Annotated in this window: 13 protein-coding genes; 11 read left to right on the plus strand and 2 right to left on the minus strand. The window is 27.1% G+C overall.

Annotated features, from left to right (window positions below; all coding sequences use genetic code 11):
* Positions 1 to 113: 113 nt before the first annotated feature.
* The 7 genes from LCI24_RS04315 (at position 114) to LCI24_RS04345 (ending at position 7,049) form a co-directional block, all read left to right on the plus strand.
* Positions 114 to 2,015, plus strand: a complete 1,902-nt coding sequence (locus LCI24_RS04315) for a KAP family P-loop NTPase fold protein (protein ID WP_274639335.1) — start codon at positions 114 to 116, stop codon at positions 2,013 to 2,015.
* Positions 2,016 to 2,753, plus strand: coding sequence for a hypothetical protein (locus LCI24_RS04320; RefSeq protein ID WP_274639336.1), 738 nt, complete (start codon positions 2,016 to 2,018; stop codon positions 2,751 to 2,753).
* 2 nt (positions 2,754 to 2,755) lie between these two features.
* Entirely contained in the window at positions 2,756 to 4,120 is a 1,365-nt protein-coding gene (gene qatC, locus LCI24_RS04325; RefSeq protein ID WP_274639337.1) for a Qat anti-phage system QueC-like protein QatC, read from the plus strand.
* The gene (qatD, locus tag LCI24_RS04330; protein ID WP_274639338.1) at positions 4,120 to 4,857 is read left to right on the plus strand and encodes a Qat anti-phage system TatD family nuclease QatD; all 738 of its coding nucleotides are present in this window, start codon (positions 4,120 to 4,122) and stop codon (positions 4,855 to 4,857) included. The genes qatC and qatD overlap by 1 nt, the downstream gene beginning before the upstream one ends.
* A gap of 8 nt (positions 4,858 to 4,865) precedes the next feature.
* Positions 4,866 to 5,681 carry a hypothetical protein gene (locus LCI24_RS04335; protein ID WP_274639339.1) on the plus strand — a complete coding sequence of 272 codons (816 nt, stop codon included), beginning with the start codon at positions 4,866 to 4,868 and terminating at the stop codon, positions 5,679 to 5,681.
* Between the two features lie 92 nt (positions 5,682 to 5,773).
* Entirely contained in the window at positions 5,774 to 6,301 is a 528-nt protein-coding gene (locus LCI24_RS04340) for a lecithin retinol acyltransferase family protein (protein ID WP_274639340.1), read from the plus strand.
* A 394-nt stretch (positions 6,302 to 6,695) separates the two neighbouring features.
* A complete protein-coding gene (locus tag LCI24_RS04345) occupies positions 6,696 to 7,049 on the plus strand; it encodes a DUF7222 domain-containing protein (RefSeq protein ID WP_274639341.1) in 354 nt (117 codons plus the stop codon).
* Between the two features lie 86 nt (positions 7,050 to 7,135).
* Here the strand turns inward: LCI24_RS04345 and LCI24_RS04350 are convergent, their stop codons facing one another.
* Positions 7,136 to 7,387: a helix-turn-helix domain-containing protein gene (locus tag LCI24_RS04350; RefSeq protein WP_274639342.1), complete on the minus strand. Its 252-nt coding sequence runs from the start codon at positions 7,385 to 7,387 to the stop codon at positions 7,136 to 7,138.
* An 88-nt stretch (positions 7,388 to 7,475) separates the two neighbouring features.
* Between LCI24_RS04350 and LCI24_RS04355 the strand changes: the two genes are divergently transcribed.
* The 4 genes from LCI24_RS04355 (at position 7,476) to LCI24_RS04370 (ending at position 11,129) form a co-directional block, all read left to right on the plus strand.
* Positions 7,476 to 8,228 carry a hypothetical protein gene (locus LCI24_RS04355; protein WP_274639343.1) on the plus strand — a complete coding sequence of 251 codons (753 nt, stop codon included), beginning with the start codon at positions 7,476 to 7,478 and terminating at the stop codon, positions 8,226 to 8,228.
* A 405-nt stretch (positions 8,229 to 8,633) separates the two neighbouring features.
* Positions 8,634 to 9,404: a type VI secretion system tube protein TssD gene (tssD, locus tag LCI24_RS04360; RefSeq protein ID WP_274639344.1), complete on the plus strand. Its 771-nt coding sequence runs from the start codon at positions 8,634 to 8,636 to the stop codon at positions 9,402 to 9,404.
* A 6-nt stretch (positions 9,405 to 9,410) separates the two neighbouring features.
* Positions 9,411 to 10,703, plus strand: a complete 1,293-nt coding sequence (locus LCI24_RS04365; protein WP_274639345.1) for a hypothetical protein — start codon at positions 9,411 to 9,413, stop codon at positions 10,701 to 10,703.
* On the plus strand, positions 10,704 to 11,129 hold the full coding sequence (locus tag LCI24_RS04370; protein ID WP_274639346.1) for a hypothetical protein: 426 nt from the start codon (positions 10,704 to 10,706) through the stop codon (positions 11,127 to 11,129). It begins immediately after the preceding gene.
* 583 nt (positions 11,130 to 11,712) lie between these two features.
* Here LCI24_RS04370 and LCI24_RS04375 read toward each other — a convergent pair.
* Positions 11,713 to 14,427 (minus strand): hypothetical protein, encoded by a 2,715-nt coding sequence (locus LCI24_RS04375; protein WP_274639347.1) that lies wholly within the window; start codon positions 14,425 to 14,427, stop codon positions 11,713 to 11,715.
* Between the last annotated feature and the right edge of the window lie 418 nt (positions 14,428 to 14,845).

Here is a 14,845-nt window from a genome sequence, read left to right on the forward strand (position 1 = left end):
TATTTACTTAAAAGGCTATATGTTTACAGTTATCACGAAAATTAAAACATACAATTCTGAATTAAAAAGATTTTGATTGAATTGTAAAATGACATAACTAAAAGAAAAAGAAAATGTGGTCAGATAATGAAACCTCTGAGGATTTACTCGGTTTTAAGGTACATGCGGATTTACTTATTGATGTTATTAAAGACGATACAGTACTACCAATTACCATTGGTGTTTTCGGAGACTGGGGAAGTGGTAAATCTAGTGTTCTGAAAATAATACAAGAAGAATTTGAAAAGGGAGGTTCAAAAGAGGAAGATACTTTGTGTATCTATTTTAATGGATGGACATTTGAGGGATATGATGATGCTAAGGCAGCTCTGCTTAATTCTATAATAAACGAAATAGAAAACAACAAAAAATTAAGCTCAGAAGTAAAAGAGACTGTAAAAAATAAAGCAAAGAAGTTATGGGAGTCTATTGATTGGATGAGAGGGGCAGGTATGGTTTTGAAAAATATAGCATTGCCTGCTGTTTCAGCTTATTTTACAGGAGGAGTTTCTTTAGCTCCTTTTGCTATGCAAAAGATGAAAGAATGGAGTATAGATACACCAGAGAGATTCATAGAGAAACTAGGTTCAGAAGAGGGTAAAGAACTTTTAAATTCTTTAAAGAAAGAAAATGTAACAAATGATAAAAGAATAAATCCAGTAGCTGAGTTTAGAAAGGATTTTAGTGATTTATTAGATGCAACTAATTACAAAAGATTAGTTGTAATAATTGATGACTTAGACAGATGTAAACCAGATAGAATAATTGAAAATCTAGAAGCTATTAAATTATTTGTTAATGTACCCAAAACTGCTTTTGTAATAGGTGCTGACCCAAGAATTGTTAGGCATGCTATAGAATATAAATATGGAAATACTAATTCTATTCAAGGTGATAATTCTAGAATAATTGATGACTATTTAGAAAAATTAATTCAATTGCCGTATTCTTTACCCAAACTATCGGAACCAGAAGTGGATACTTATATTTCAATGTTAATTTGTAAAAGAGAAATAGAAGTTGATAAATTCAAAGAAGTTTATTCTGATTTTCACGAGTTTAGAGTTAAAGATAAATATTCGAGTTATGGCTTGTTAAATATGCAAAACATACTTTCAATTCAGGAATTTGAAAAAGTTAAATCAAATATAATATCAATTCCTTCTCTTGTACCACTTATAACTCAAAGTTTATATGGAAACCCTAGACAAATAAAAAGATTTCTAAATACTTATATATTAAGAAAAAGACTTTCTGATGTAGCAAAATTGGATGGTTTTGATTCTTCAGTATTAGCTAAACTAATGCTTTTAGAGTACTCTGAAATTAGACTATTTAGACAATTATTTGAATGGCAATTAAATCAAAAAGGTGTTCCTAAAGAAATTCAAAAATTAGAAGAAATATGTAAAGAGGATGAAAAAACTGATAAATCCCATGAGATAGAAAATTTAGGGCTGAGTGAATGGAATAAACCTAAGATTATAAAGTGGCTTCAAATCGAACCTAAATTATCTGAAATTGACTTAAGAGATTATTTCTGGATTTCTAGGGATAAGATTGCTACATCAATATCTGCATCTAGTTTAATACCCCCAATTGTAAAAAGCTTATTTAAAGAATTAAGTTCCGAAATGCCAGCAAGAACTAGAAAAAGTCTCATAGAGTCTAAATTTAGTTCTTTAAACCCACTAGAAAAAGACTCTTTTTTAAGTTTACTATCTCGACATTTAAAGAAGGATCCAAAATTAAAAATAAGTTATGAAATATTTAATCAATTAATAAATAGCAATGTTGATAATTCAGTCGATTATTACATTGATTCATTAAAGGTAATAAGTACAAAAGATATACCTGCTTCAATTGGTGTGAGTCTAAGTCAGTTTAAAGGACATGAGGTGTTAGGAGTTTTTTTAAATAATTTCTTTAAAGATAATACTCGTGTAAGTAAATCATATAAACTAGATAACAATTAAATGGGAACTTCAAAATCATTTTCGGATACTAGAAAAGCAATGATTCCAAACTGGAATAATTTAAGTTCTATAGTAACCTCTTCATGTAGCTCATCAGTATCTACTGATGATAAAAAAAAGATATTAAAGAATTACGTTACAACTCTAGGAGGAGCTTCAAAAGCTGGTCGCGGAGGTTCAAAAATTGGAGGTAAAAGCGGAATAAAAAACGCTATTAAAATAGGTGCTTTTTTAAGTGCTTTTTCTAATTCAGGAAATGATATTAGAGAAGCCTTAAAAGAAGTAGGATTACCAGATTTAACTGGCAAATCTGTATCTGATATAATTAATCATTTAATTGAGTATTGTTCAGGAACAGCTTCAACTATAGACGAAGTTGCAGCAAAAGAAGCAACTAGACAAGTTTTAGAAGATCTTATTTCAGAAGCAAATGATTTTGATGAATTAGAAAAGGTTTTAGCTGCTAGATTTGATTCAGAAACTTATGAAGATATTATTATTAGATATTTTGGATATTATATATATGAGCATCTGGATAAGTGGTTTTATGAAAAATTGATAAAAGATAAAAACCAATCAGATTGCAATAATCTCTTTAAGGAAATAAAAGATTTCATTTTTGAAAAGATGAAAGGTATGCAAAGAAGAAACAATCTTCAGGACTTAGACTGGAGTTCTGAAAATGCAGATGTATTAGTGAAAAATATTCAACAAGATATATTAACCGTATTCGAATAGTTATGAAAATAGGAATTGAATTACATGAAGCAACTAACGGAAACTTCTCTGGTATAAATTTATCGTTTACAGATTTAGACAAAAAGGAACATAAAGTTCCTCTTATACTTAGAAGCTTTGTAAATATTTATGATTTAAAAAAAGCATCAAAATCTATTGAGTTTGATTTGTTTTTAATTTCAACTTTGGTTTATGGTGTTGATAATCTTATCGATAGAGAGTTTTATTCTGTTGATGGTTGGGCTAGAGAATTAGAAGTTGATTTTCCTGTTTATAATATAAAAGAATGGAAAGGTCAGGAAAAAGTTTTAGAAGATGCTTTAAAATTTTTAACTGGAGATTATTGGAAAATTAACTTTATTGAAAATAAAATTAAAAATTACTTTAAAGAAACTAAAAGAAGATGGAATGTAAATAAAAGAAGTTTTGATGTAGGTAAAATCAAAACTACAAGTCTTTTTTCTGGAGGACTTGATTCATTAATTGGAGTAATTGATGAGCTAGAAAAATTAAGTGTTGATGAAGAAATTTTACTAGTTTCCCATTTCGATTTCAAATCACCAGGACCTAATCAAGATCAAAACTCATTGTTCACAAAATTAAAAGCTAAATATCCTAAAAAAATTAAAGATAACTGGATACAAATTAAATTAGCTCTTAATAGGCATGATATTAATGAAGAAGAATTAAAGTTAGAATCAAATTATAGAAGTAGATCTTTCTTTTTTATAGGGTTAGGTTGTTTAGTTTCTCCATCGTCGAATCTTATTATTCCTGAAAACGGAACAATTTCTATTAATTATCCTTTGACTCCTTCAAGGGTTAGCTCTTTAAGTACAAGAACAACACACCCTTTTGTTATTGGTAAATTACAGGAACTTTTAAATAATTTGAATATAAATATCAAATTAGATAATCCATATAAGTTTGATACCAAGGGAGATATGGTCATAAACTGTTCTAATAAAAGCCTTCTTAAAGAAATATTAGAACTTTCAACTTCTTGTGGTAAGCCTGGTCGTAAACAAAATTGGAAAAATAAAAACACCAAGCACTGTGGAACATGTATGCCTTGTGTCTATCGTAGAGCTTCTTTAAATAAAGCAGGGGAAGATAATCAAGTTTATGGAAATGATATTACTTCTCCTTTATCAAGAGATAGTTTTGTAGATTTACCAGCTGTAATTAATTTTTTAACTAAAAATATTTCAGTTGAAAAAATGAAACAAGATATTTTGATTAACGGAAGTGTGCCAATGAGCGATTTAGATAAATATGCAACTTTAGTTTTAAATTCTAAAAAAGAGGTATTAAGTTTATTCAAAAGTAAAGGTAACCAATTTATAAAAGATGAATTAGAAATTTAATGATTATAGATACTCATTGTCATTTTGACCTATATGAAAACCCTAAAGAAATCATTGATGAATCAGAAAAAAAGGGAATTATAACTATTGGAATGACTAATTTACCAAGTCATTTTAAAATAGGTTATACTCATGTGAAGAATTATAAAAAAGTACGATTAGCTTTAGGAATGCACCCTTTGATGGCTTCAGAACATGAAAAAGAATTCAATCTTTTTAAAAAGTATTTGAACTATACATCTTATATAGGTGAAATTGGATTGGATTTTTCAAATGAAGGTATAACTACCAAACCTATACAATTATTAAGTTTTGAGAAAGTTCTAAAAGAATTAGAAGGAAGGTCTAAAATTTTAAGTATACATTCAAGAAAAGCAGAGAAAGAAGTCCTTGATTTGTTAAAGAAGTATAAAATAAAAAATGCAATTTTTCATTGGTATACAGGGAGTCTAGGAGTAATGGATGAAATAATATCTTCTGGATATTATTTTTCAATTAATCCAGCAATGATTAATTCTGTATCGGGAAGAAAGGTTATAGGTAGAATAGATAAAAATAGAATATTAACAGAAAGTGATGGACCCTTTATAAGGTTAAAAAATAGAGAGATAAAACCAAAAGATATAAAATTAGTAATAGAATATTTATCTAATATTTATTCTGAAACTCCAAATGCTATAGAAAGAATGATAAAAAAGAATTTTGATAGAGTTATTTTTAACTTAAAAAAAGGATAAAAACATTTATGAATAGAATATTCTTTTCAGTAAAAGAAATTTTAAATGAAGTCTTTTTTAATGGAATAGATGAAAGTATAGAGCTACTCAAAGAATATGACTTTTATGATATTATTGAACAACATCTTCTTTTTTTAAAAAATAAAAAAGAAGATGAAGTAAAAAAGAATTTTGAAACAGTAACTTTATTATTCATAGAGACAGTAAACTCAAAACTTTCACAAATAAATGACGATAAACTTAGATTAGATTTAAAATACATACTAACAGAAATTGGAAATTATATTATTGATAGTGTTTCTTTTGAAAATGAAGAATTAAAATCTTTAAGAGATGCTTTAATTAGTTTATCAGAAATAAAAGGCTACGATTATAAGGATATTGAAAGTAGATTACAAATTAGTAGATTAATTAGGAACTCTGAAAAAAACTCAATTAATACTTCAAGAATAGAAAAACAACCTTATTATGAGTGGCTTATAGAGGATTATAAAATGGATGAAATTTCCAATAATTTAAAATCAGAAGGCGTAATAAGATCTGTTAAATCTTTTAAAAAAATATTTACTCCAGAGCCAATACAATTTCAAGCTGATTCTGAGAAAGGAGATTTCTTATTTATTTTATTTGATATTCTTTATGATGAAAAGGTAATTAGACCTAAAGTTAAAAGAGGGAAGTTTTTAGCTTTACAAAGGTTTGGGGTTGACCTTCATAATGAAATTTTATACAAAAAAGAATCAAAATATATAAAACAAGAAATAAAAAAGAATAAGGAGAGACATGAAAAACTAAGGGAAAAGGTAGAGAAATGGATTAGATAAGAAAATGACTTCTAATTGACTTTTGTATAAGTCAATTAAAAAGAGAGCTTTTTCACTCTAAGTTTGTAGTGTAAAAAATTAAAAAAAATTACATGAATATTAATGATTTTGTTTTGAGCAATAATTTACAACCTGCGGATGCGGTTATATTGCATAAAAAGTTTATGGGAATGGTAGATCACTTTGTTATTTATCTTGGTAATGAAGAAAACGAACCTAAATTTGTTGCTAATTTTACTAAAGGGATCAAAGTCCTTCCTAATGAAGAAATTAATAAGCAACTAAAAAAATATGTTCCAAAAAAAATTGAACGATATCCTGGGAATAACTTCCACAGACAAGAAGCTGTAAATAGAGCTCTATCAAGGTTAGGGGAAAAAGCTTATGGTTTTTTCTCTAATAATTGTGAACATTTTAAAAATTGGGTTCACTATGGAAAGCAATATAGCAAGCAAGTAGATATTGCTGGAACAACTTTTACAACAACTGGTGGGTTAATGACTATTGGTGGAGTTTTAAGCTCTCATAAAAAAACACGTAATTGGGGTGCTGCTTTATTGTTGTTAGGTCTTGGTTTAAAATTTTTGGCTGAAAGAAATAATGATTCTGATAAGGTCTAATTTAAATAAAGAGTTTTTTTTCTAATTTAGAACTGATAATATTAAAAATCAATGTTTGCAAAATCATTGATTTTTTGTTTATTCATGAAGCCTGAAAACATACTTAAAAGATTGTTGTCAAGATATATTTTTAAAAAATCATTAATGATAATAACAATCTGTTAAGTTGTTTACAAACAGGTGGTTTGGGTGCTCAAATAAGATGCTAAGAAATCAAACAATTCTCTAAAAGAATGAATTGTTCGTTAAAAACATATTTTATTGATTTCCTACCATTATTTTGAGTGTTTTAAAAATGAATTTAGAAAAAAATATTTATATTTTGAAGAAAGTATTTTTTCAATTTCCTAAGGTCTTATTTATAGATGATTAGCCTTATAAGAAATCGAAAAGTATGTCTAAATTTAAAAAGAAAAATTTTTTAGAAAACTTCAGTTCCTTCCCTTATTTCCATATAAAACTTTTAGAACAAGGAAATGTTGAGTGGTCTTTATTAATAAATAACCCTGATGATTATTATTCTGCAAATAATGGTTCTATTCCTGGCTTAATTTATTATAGTGATACTGTATCTTTTGCAAAAAGATATCATTTATCCATTTTGCAAATTTTAGATGAATTTGAAGTAAATTGTGGGAAGATAAAAAATAAACCTAGCCCACATGATGAAACGCAATATTTTAATTGGCTTTCTTGGTTTGCTTGGGAGAATATGATGGGAGAAATTATATCATTTTCAGAATATTGAACGAGATTCAATGTATTAGAAATAATAAGCACTTACAATAATTGTAGGTGTTTATTTGTTTGCTCATAAGCTAAATAAAAAGACATTTAAATTTCAATATTGAAGAACTCCTTTAGGGGAACTTCCATAGCTATTGCTAATGCTGATATCGTTACTACGTTAGGTGTAACTACAGCTTTCTCTATTTTATATAGGTATTGTCTATCTTTTCCTACTAATTCAGCAAGTTGTGTCTGGGTTAAGCCTTTTTGTTTTCTAATTTCTTTAACACGGTTACCAATTTTTATTGGTATCTCAGACTTTAATACTTCTAACCTTTTCTCTGATAATTCTATCATATTGTAAATGTCCAATATGACAAATGATATTTTGTAACCTTAAATAACTACATTTTTGTATATTTGAGCGAATTAAAAATAAAATCTTATGAAAAAATATTTAGCAAGTATTATGATTGCTTTTCTAGTGTCGTGTGGAACAAGCACAAAAGAAGAAACCCCTAAGGATAACTCTAAAAATGATAACTCAACGGAGAAAGTTATTCAAGCTGAAAAAGAAGAAGAATTAGCAAAGGAAAAGAGAGAGGAAAAGAAGTTGGAAAAGCTTGACTATTACCTGAATAACTCTTTTGTAACAGATGAAAATGGGATTTCTTACAAGCTAAAGGTAGTTAAAACCATTATTGGTCAGGAAAATATGTATACTTCTAAAAAAATGTATGTTACTAAAGGGGATATAGGTTTTGATAAGTATGTTGTAGTAAGTTCTTATCGTATTAAAACTCTTTTTAAACTTAAATCTAATGGAAAAATTATTGAAAACATTGAACTAGAAGGTTTTTTAGTTAAATCTCAACTCAATGGAGATACTAAATACAATTTTTGGGATTCAAAATTGAATAAATGGGTTGTTAAAACTAAACAAGATGTAATAATGTTACGTAATATGAGCTGTAATGATAGTTTTATATATTACCCTCAACTCGATTCAAAAAAACACAGAAAAAATAGAATTACCGAATTTACAAGTGTTTGGTGTAATTTTGGTATTGGAGATGATGTAAAGAATGCAAAAATAGAAGCAATAAATAAATGCGGAATGCTTGAAGATAATCTTAAAAATATTCAATATACAACTGATAATCTTTTGGATATTAATAATGTTTTTAAAAGTAATTAGTTTAGATGAGTCTAATGAATAAGCTAAAGCAAAATCATTTAAATTAACAGTTGAGAATGTAAGTTTTAAGCTCTCTAATTATTTGCAAAAGTTGTCACTCTGTATTTTTATTATTATAAGTAAAAGAACACTATGACAACTTTTGTAATAAAAAAATTAACCTTTAAAAATCTTAAAATGATCTGAAAAGGGTCATTTTTTTATTTAGTGAGTTAATTCTAATTCTTTAAAAAGTTTTGCAAAAGTTGTCACTCTGTATTTTTATTATTATAAGTAAAAGAACACTATGACAACTTTTGCAATCAAAAAATTAACCTTTGAAACCTTAAAATGATCCGTTTGAGGTCTGATAATGTTTTTATATATTTAAGGTCATAAAAAATTGCACTACACAAAAAAACATCTATGAATATAAAAGCCAAACTCTTTGTATGTGGAGAGGAAAGAGAATTAATTTCTACCAGTTTAAATTATATCCGACTCACTGATTGGAATGGTAAACCAACCTCAGCTTTAATGGGAGGAACTTTTACAGTTACTTACGAATCTCAAATGTATGATGATACCTTTATCGAATGGGGTATTGCCGACAGAGCAGAAAATAAAAAAATAGATTACCCTGCTAACTTATATTTATTAAGAGATGGGAAAGTGGTTTTTTACGAAGACGATTTTGATGGAGTAGAATTATTCCAATATAATTTTCAAGATGGTACACTTATAAACTATCATGAGGTCTTTAATAATCAAGAAGGCATGTATGTTACGTTAACCATATCGCCTGCGATGCAAGATTATCGTTTTTTTAAAAACAGTACCGATTGGAGAAGAAAAAGCCGTACTCGTTATATAAAACCTTGGCAAGAGAGTTTTATACCTCCTATAAAAGATACTCCTTATAAAGCGAAAGAAGATGTTATGCCAAGATTTAAAAGGTATTTTTTTGAGAATAAGAACGGAGAACGAATACAACAGGATGATATTGAGATAAATGAAAAAGTTATCTTAGTTATAGAAACAGAAAATGCAGAGGGAGAAACAGTAACCATTGATTTAAAAGACGATAGCCTAAATTATAAATACCAAGATAAAGTATTAGAAAACGATATTTTGAAAAGAGTTTCAATCACAGGAAAACAAACAAAATTAGAATTAATAGCTACTGAAGAAAAGTAAATAAAAATGACTAAAGAAAAGGAAAGAACGTATAAAGGAATAGCTTCTTTTGATAGTGGTAAAGGAAATACAATGGAAATTACTTTTCCAAAAGTAAGACCAGCATTAAAGTTCACAGCAAATTTAAGAAGGTTAGACAATTACAAAGGAGAATTTGGTTTTGATTGGATGAGAGATGATTATCAAACTATATGTAAAGATTACGAAAAGTTAAAAAAAGAATATACTCCAACTAAAATTCATGATAAAGATTACTTTGTAACTTGGTTAAGTATGTTTCCTCTGCAAGAAAATGTAAAACTTAAATTAGAAGTTGAGATATTAGAAGGAGAGGCAATAGATGTTGATATAATTAAACTCCCATCAAAAGATGGTATACGTTTTGAACCTGAACAAATAAAAGTAAATGAAGCTGAGAGTAAGCAAATAAAAATTATTTGTAATTCGCCTTTAAGTAGTGATGTAATGATTGACCTGTTAGATAAGAATGATGAAAAGGTAGGTGCTATCAATGTAGTTAAGAATGATGAAGTATTGAGTTTACTGATAAATATTGTTTTAGTTTCTGAAAGCAGACATATTGAAAAGTTAAAAGAATTGTTTGGTAATAGAATAAATAGTCTTGAAGAATTTCTTCAAAAGAGGTCTTTTAATCAGGCTTTTATTAAGCCAGTTTTAACGAATAATTTAAATAATGCTCCTATTATTTCTTTAGATGATTTTGACGAAGATGATTATAGTGGAACAAATTTGTCTAAAAAAGGAAAAGACAGAATAATAAAAAGATTTGAAGATAATATAAATTTCGAAAAAGGTATTTCTGTTTTTCTAATAGCAAAAAATCATGAAAGGAATCAAGCAGGTGATTCAAGAGTAATACCTCTTGATTGGAGTTATGTGTTTATGTATGTTAATGCAGGTAATATTTCTGATTTCACACATGAGATTGGTCATGCATTAGGGCTTACACATTCTTTTATTGAAGATAAAAAATATGATAGAACAGAGAGCAAGGTAAATAAAGTTAAAAGTTACAAGGAACAATTAAAGAAGCAAGAGGAATATTTAAATAAAAAATTAAGTGAAGAGGGTAGAAAAACGGTAAACAACAATATACGTATATTAACAAAGAATATTAAAATTCTTGAAGATAATTTTTCAATAGGAGATAACAATCCTTATAAATTTACGCAAAGTAAGACAGATAATTTTATGGATTATTATAATGATGCAAAAAGTTTTTATAAGTGGCAATGGAATGTTATGTTTAAAGAAGTAAAAAAATATTATTCTAATTAAATGAAAAGGTATATATATATTATTTTATTCTTATTTTCTTGCTCTAATAAAGTAGCTCCAACCAAGGTTATATCAACTACAGAGAAACAACAAAACAGCAAGATAAAATTATTATCAGGTAAGATACTTCCTGTTCCACAACCAAAGGAGTATACTTCAGCAATTTTATTGTTGTATTATAATGATTCTACCAAAATTTACGCAGGTTCTGATTTTGATGGAAATTTTACTTTTTACGATTTTAAACCTAATAAAGTTGATGAAAAATCATACATATATGCTGTAAATAAAGGATGCATCTCTAAAAAAATAATGTTCGATAGTTTAAAGATACCTATACTTATTAAATTGAAGCAGGATTCTATAAATGGACTTTCGTATGATGAATATATTAAATTATTAAATAAAAGTAGACCTATTGATTAATCATGATTCAAATTCAAAAATAAATAGTAATGTAATACTTTGTTATAGGTCTAAAAAGTGTATTTATAAAGACTTTAGAGGGAAAGAATAATTATAATGTACTCTAGCTTATTACTAGTTGTGCTTATTGCTTGAAGAAAACATAGTTAATGAAAAAGAATATAGATAGATGAGTGGAGAAGCTTATCAATCCATCCGTAGTTTTGAGAATAGATGGTTTAAGTAAATCAAATCTATAATTTATACTTTATTACTTTGCGTTTTTTTTACTTAAAAGTCTCTTCAATCACCTTCTTAAAGTTGTTTTTTAGATGTTTTAAGAGGTTTTGATAAGTGATTCATTATATCTTGTTAGAAGGCTTTAAAACAGCTTAGAAGGCGTAAAAACACCTTCTATAAAAGACTGCAAAATCTGTCACTCTGTATTTTTATTATTATAAGTAAAAGAACACTATGACAATTTTTGCAATCAAAAAATAACCTTTGAAACCTTAAAATGATCTGAAAAGGGTCATTTTAATTTTTGAATACATTTCTTTTATACTAAAACTAACCACAGTGTTTAGATATAGAGATAGAAAAATTATAATTTTTCAAACTCTTTTAATTTTCCTTTTTGAAAAGCGTAGAAAATTTTCTTTAAATTTGATTCAAAAGATTGTAGATTAGTTATATTCATAGAACTACTTTTATGTGGGGTAATTTTAAATTTTAAGCTTAATCTTCCATCTGGTTCAGGTTTGTTTTTAAGTGCCCCTGAGAAATTAATTTCGACCTCCATTTTACCACTGACCTCTAATTGTTTATGATTAAAAGTATATAAAACTTTTATTTTCTCTAAAAGGATATATTTCCTAATGTTCTCATCTTTTAACTCATTGATTTCATGTAGCTTTTTTCCTCTTATTGAAGTTACTATGTTTTTACCAGCTTTGTCATTTAATTCTTCAGGTATACTCATAGTTTCATCTAGGGCATAGCTAGAAGCTACTAAATCGACATTTTGAAATACAACATGATTGGTGATATCCGTAAAACTCAATAAAAAGAGAACTCTTTCTTCATTTGAAGTAAAGTCTTTAAACATTATTTCATTAGTGATTTTTTTAATGATTTTTCTTTCTTTGAGATTGTTTTCAATAAAAGTTAGAGAAGATTTCGTTAATTGTCCTCCTAATGTAGTTTGAAAAAGCTGAATAGGTTCAATGCTGTTTCCCTTATTTGTAAATACTACTTTTTCTACACTTTGTATTTTACTTAGCATAGCTTGTTTGTTAGGGTCGTATTCTTCAATAAAAATTTCTAGTATCACATTATCACTTTGAGTTTTAGTTTGGACATCAATTAGTTTTGCGTCTTTAGATTTTAATTTTTCATTAATATTATGTTTAATGTCAGGAATTGATTTTTTTATAACACTTTCTAAAGCTTTTGTTTCTATTATTTCTAATGTAACATAAGGTCGTTTAGGAACTTCCTTAGAATATACTCTCTTTGAAAGGACAAGTTTAGTTAAGTTTTCAACATCTGAAGGGCTAAACAAAATTTTAGTCATTGTTCCAATGATTTTTGTTTTGTCAGAACTTCTGAAATGAATTCCTTTTTCTTTAGCAAGAAAATCCCTTAGATCATCGGACTTAATCCTATCAGAATTTAAAAAAGGTTTGATAAGGCTACCGTATGGTAAGTAATTATTTAAAAAATCACTATTAGGTTTATAATTAACTTGTTTTAGTTGCGATTCATCAACCAATTCATTAATTGAAGAATCGTTATTAGCATAAAGAGGTTGATCTTTAACAAAATTAGAATCTATTTCACTTAATCTATGAACACTAACTTTATCTAATAACAAATTATCATTAAATGTTCTTAATATATCTCTAACTTCATTTTTTGTTTCATTGTTTTCAATATATTCAGGAAAGTATATTAAGTATTCATTTGCAAAACCAGAAGTAATTGAAATAGTAAGCCAGACAATTTTTTTTAAATTGACAGGAGAATAAGTATCATTGCAGAAAATTAAAACACTAATCTTATCTTTATTTTCTTTCACGATAGGTAAAACAGAAGAGGTTAAAAATTGTGGAGGAAGATATTGAGCTCTTTTTCCTATTTTCCCTTCCGATACAATATCTTCGGTTTGTGGATATAAAAACTTTATAGACGTCTCTGGACGATAAGTTTTAGCAGTAATTATTGAACGATATAAAAAATACAACTGTTTATTATCTATGGTATAATAGATATAATCTTTTAAAGTGTGTTTTTTACTATCAAAACTCCTTACCTTATGTCTAAAAGTTTCTTTGTCTTCGTTTATTTCTTTTGATAAAAGAAAATGTATTACGTTCTTTGAATATGTTTTTTCTTCAGAATCAGTATGCTTTTTTTCAAACCCTTCGGAAACCTTACCTAATGCTTGATATAATTGGACAATTTTTTTCTTATCTATATCTGCATAGGAGTTAACGACTAAAGACTGTATATATATGTAGTTTAAGTTATTGTCTTTTAGCTTGTCTTCGTCAAGACTACAGAAATCAATTATAAATTCATCATCTTTTCCAGTTCTATCATTATATTCGGAATACATTTGTTTGTAATTAAAATTATCCCATCCTATCAGACTCAAAAAATTAGCAATAACTAGGTGTTCTGTGTCGAAAGACTCAGTATAATTATTTGCTTCTTTTTTAAGATAACTATAAAGATGCTTTTCTGCCTGTTTTTTTATATCTAAAATAACATTTATTAAAGCTTCTTCTAATTCCTTTTTTGAAAACTCTTTCCCTTTTAGTGAATTTTCAATAAATATATTTTTAAGTGCAGTTGACATTATTTTTCTAACATTAATGTCAATGTTTTCCTTATTTCTTTTATGTAAAAAAGAATCAATTTTTTCTACTATAAGAGCGTTTAAACTGTCGTATTCTAAGGCTCTTACTTTTACAGTTGCGCCATTTATAATATTGTTACTTTGTTTAAGTTCGGTTTTTAACTTGTTTTGAAGAGAACCTACTAGGTACAATTGATATTCACTAGCACTTGGCATATCTTTTTTGAGTTCTTCAATCCATTTTGAAGCGTTAGAAAATTCTATATTATTTTTGGAAGACTTTACTTGTACAGCAATATTTTTATTATTTGCATAATTCCATAAAATATCAACCTTTTCGAGTTTTTCATTTGGCTCTAATGTAACTTTTTCCCAGCTTTCTCTGTCGTCTAAAGATTCGATTACTGCAACAATAGTTTGGATTATATAACCCCTAAGACCTTCTTGTCCTCCCATATTAAATAGCTTTAATTTTTTTGTACTAAAATATTAAATTTTATTATAAATATTCCATTAAAGAAGTCTCTATTTTTAGCTTCTTAAAAGTTAGTATTTCAATTTCTTTAGCAAGATAGTACTTTGATAGAACTAGTTTTTATGGGAAGCCATAGAGGTTTCTTTTGAAAATTCTTTTAGGATTTATTCTTTTTATTAAAAGAATTATTATAAAATGTATGTCATTTTAATTTATTTTTGTGACGGAAAATAGGCTTCTTTTTAGAGAATTATAAGTTCGAAAGAAGCAAGTAACTTTATCGGAGAACCGTTTCGTATAACTCAGATTAATAAGATATGTATGTTTTGCATTTGTATAAAGCAAATAAAAGTATTCTGTTATCAGTTGTTGGGGCTTGGAGGAATAACCTTGAAGTTA

This window comes from Tenacibaculum larymnensis (assembly GCF_028829235.1).
In the GTDB taxonomy this organism is placed as follows: domain Bacteria; phylum Bacteroidota; class Bacteroidia; order Flavobacteriales; family Flavobacteriaceae; genus Polaribacter; species Polaribacter larymnensis.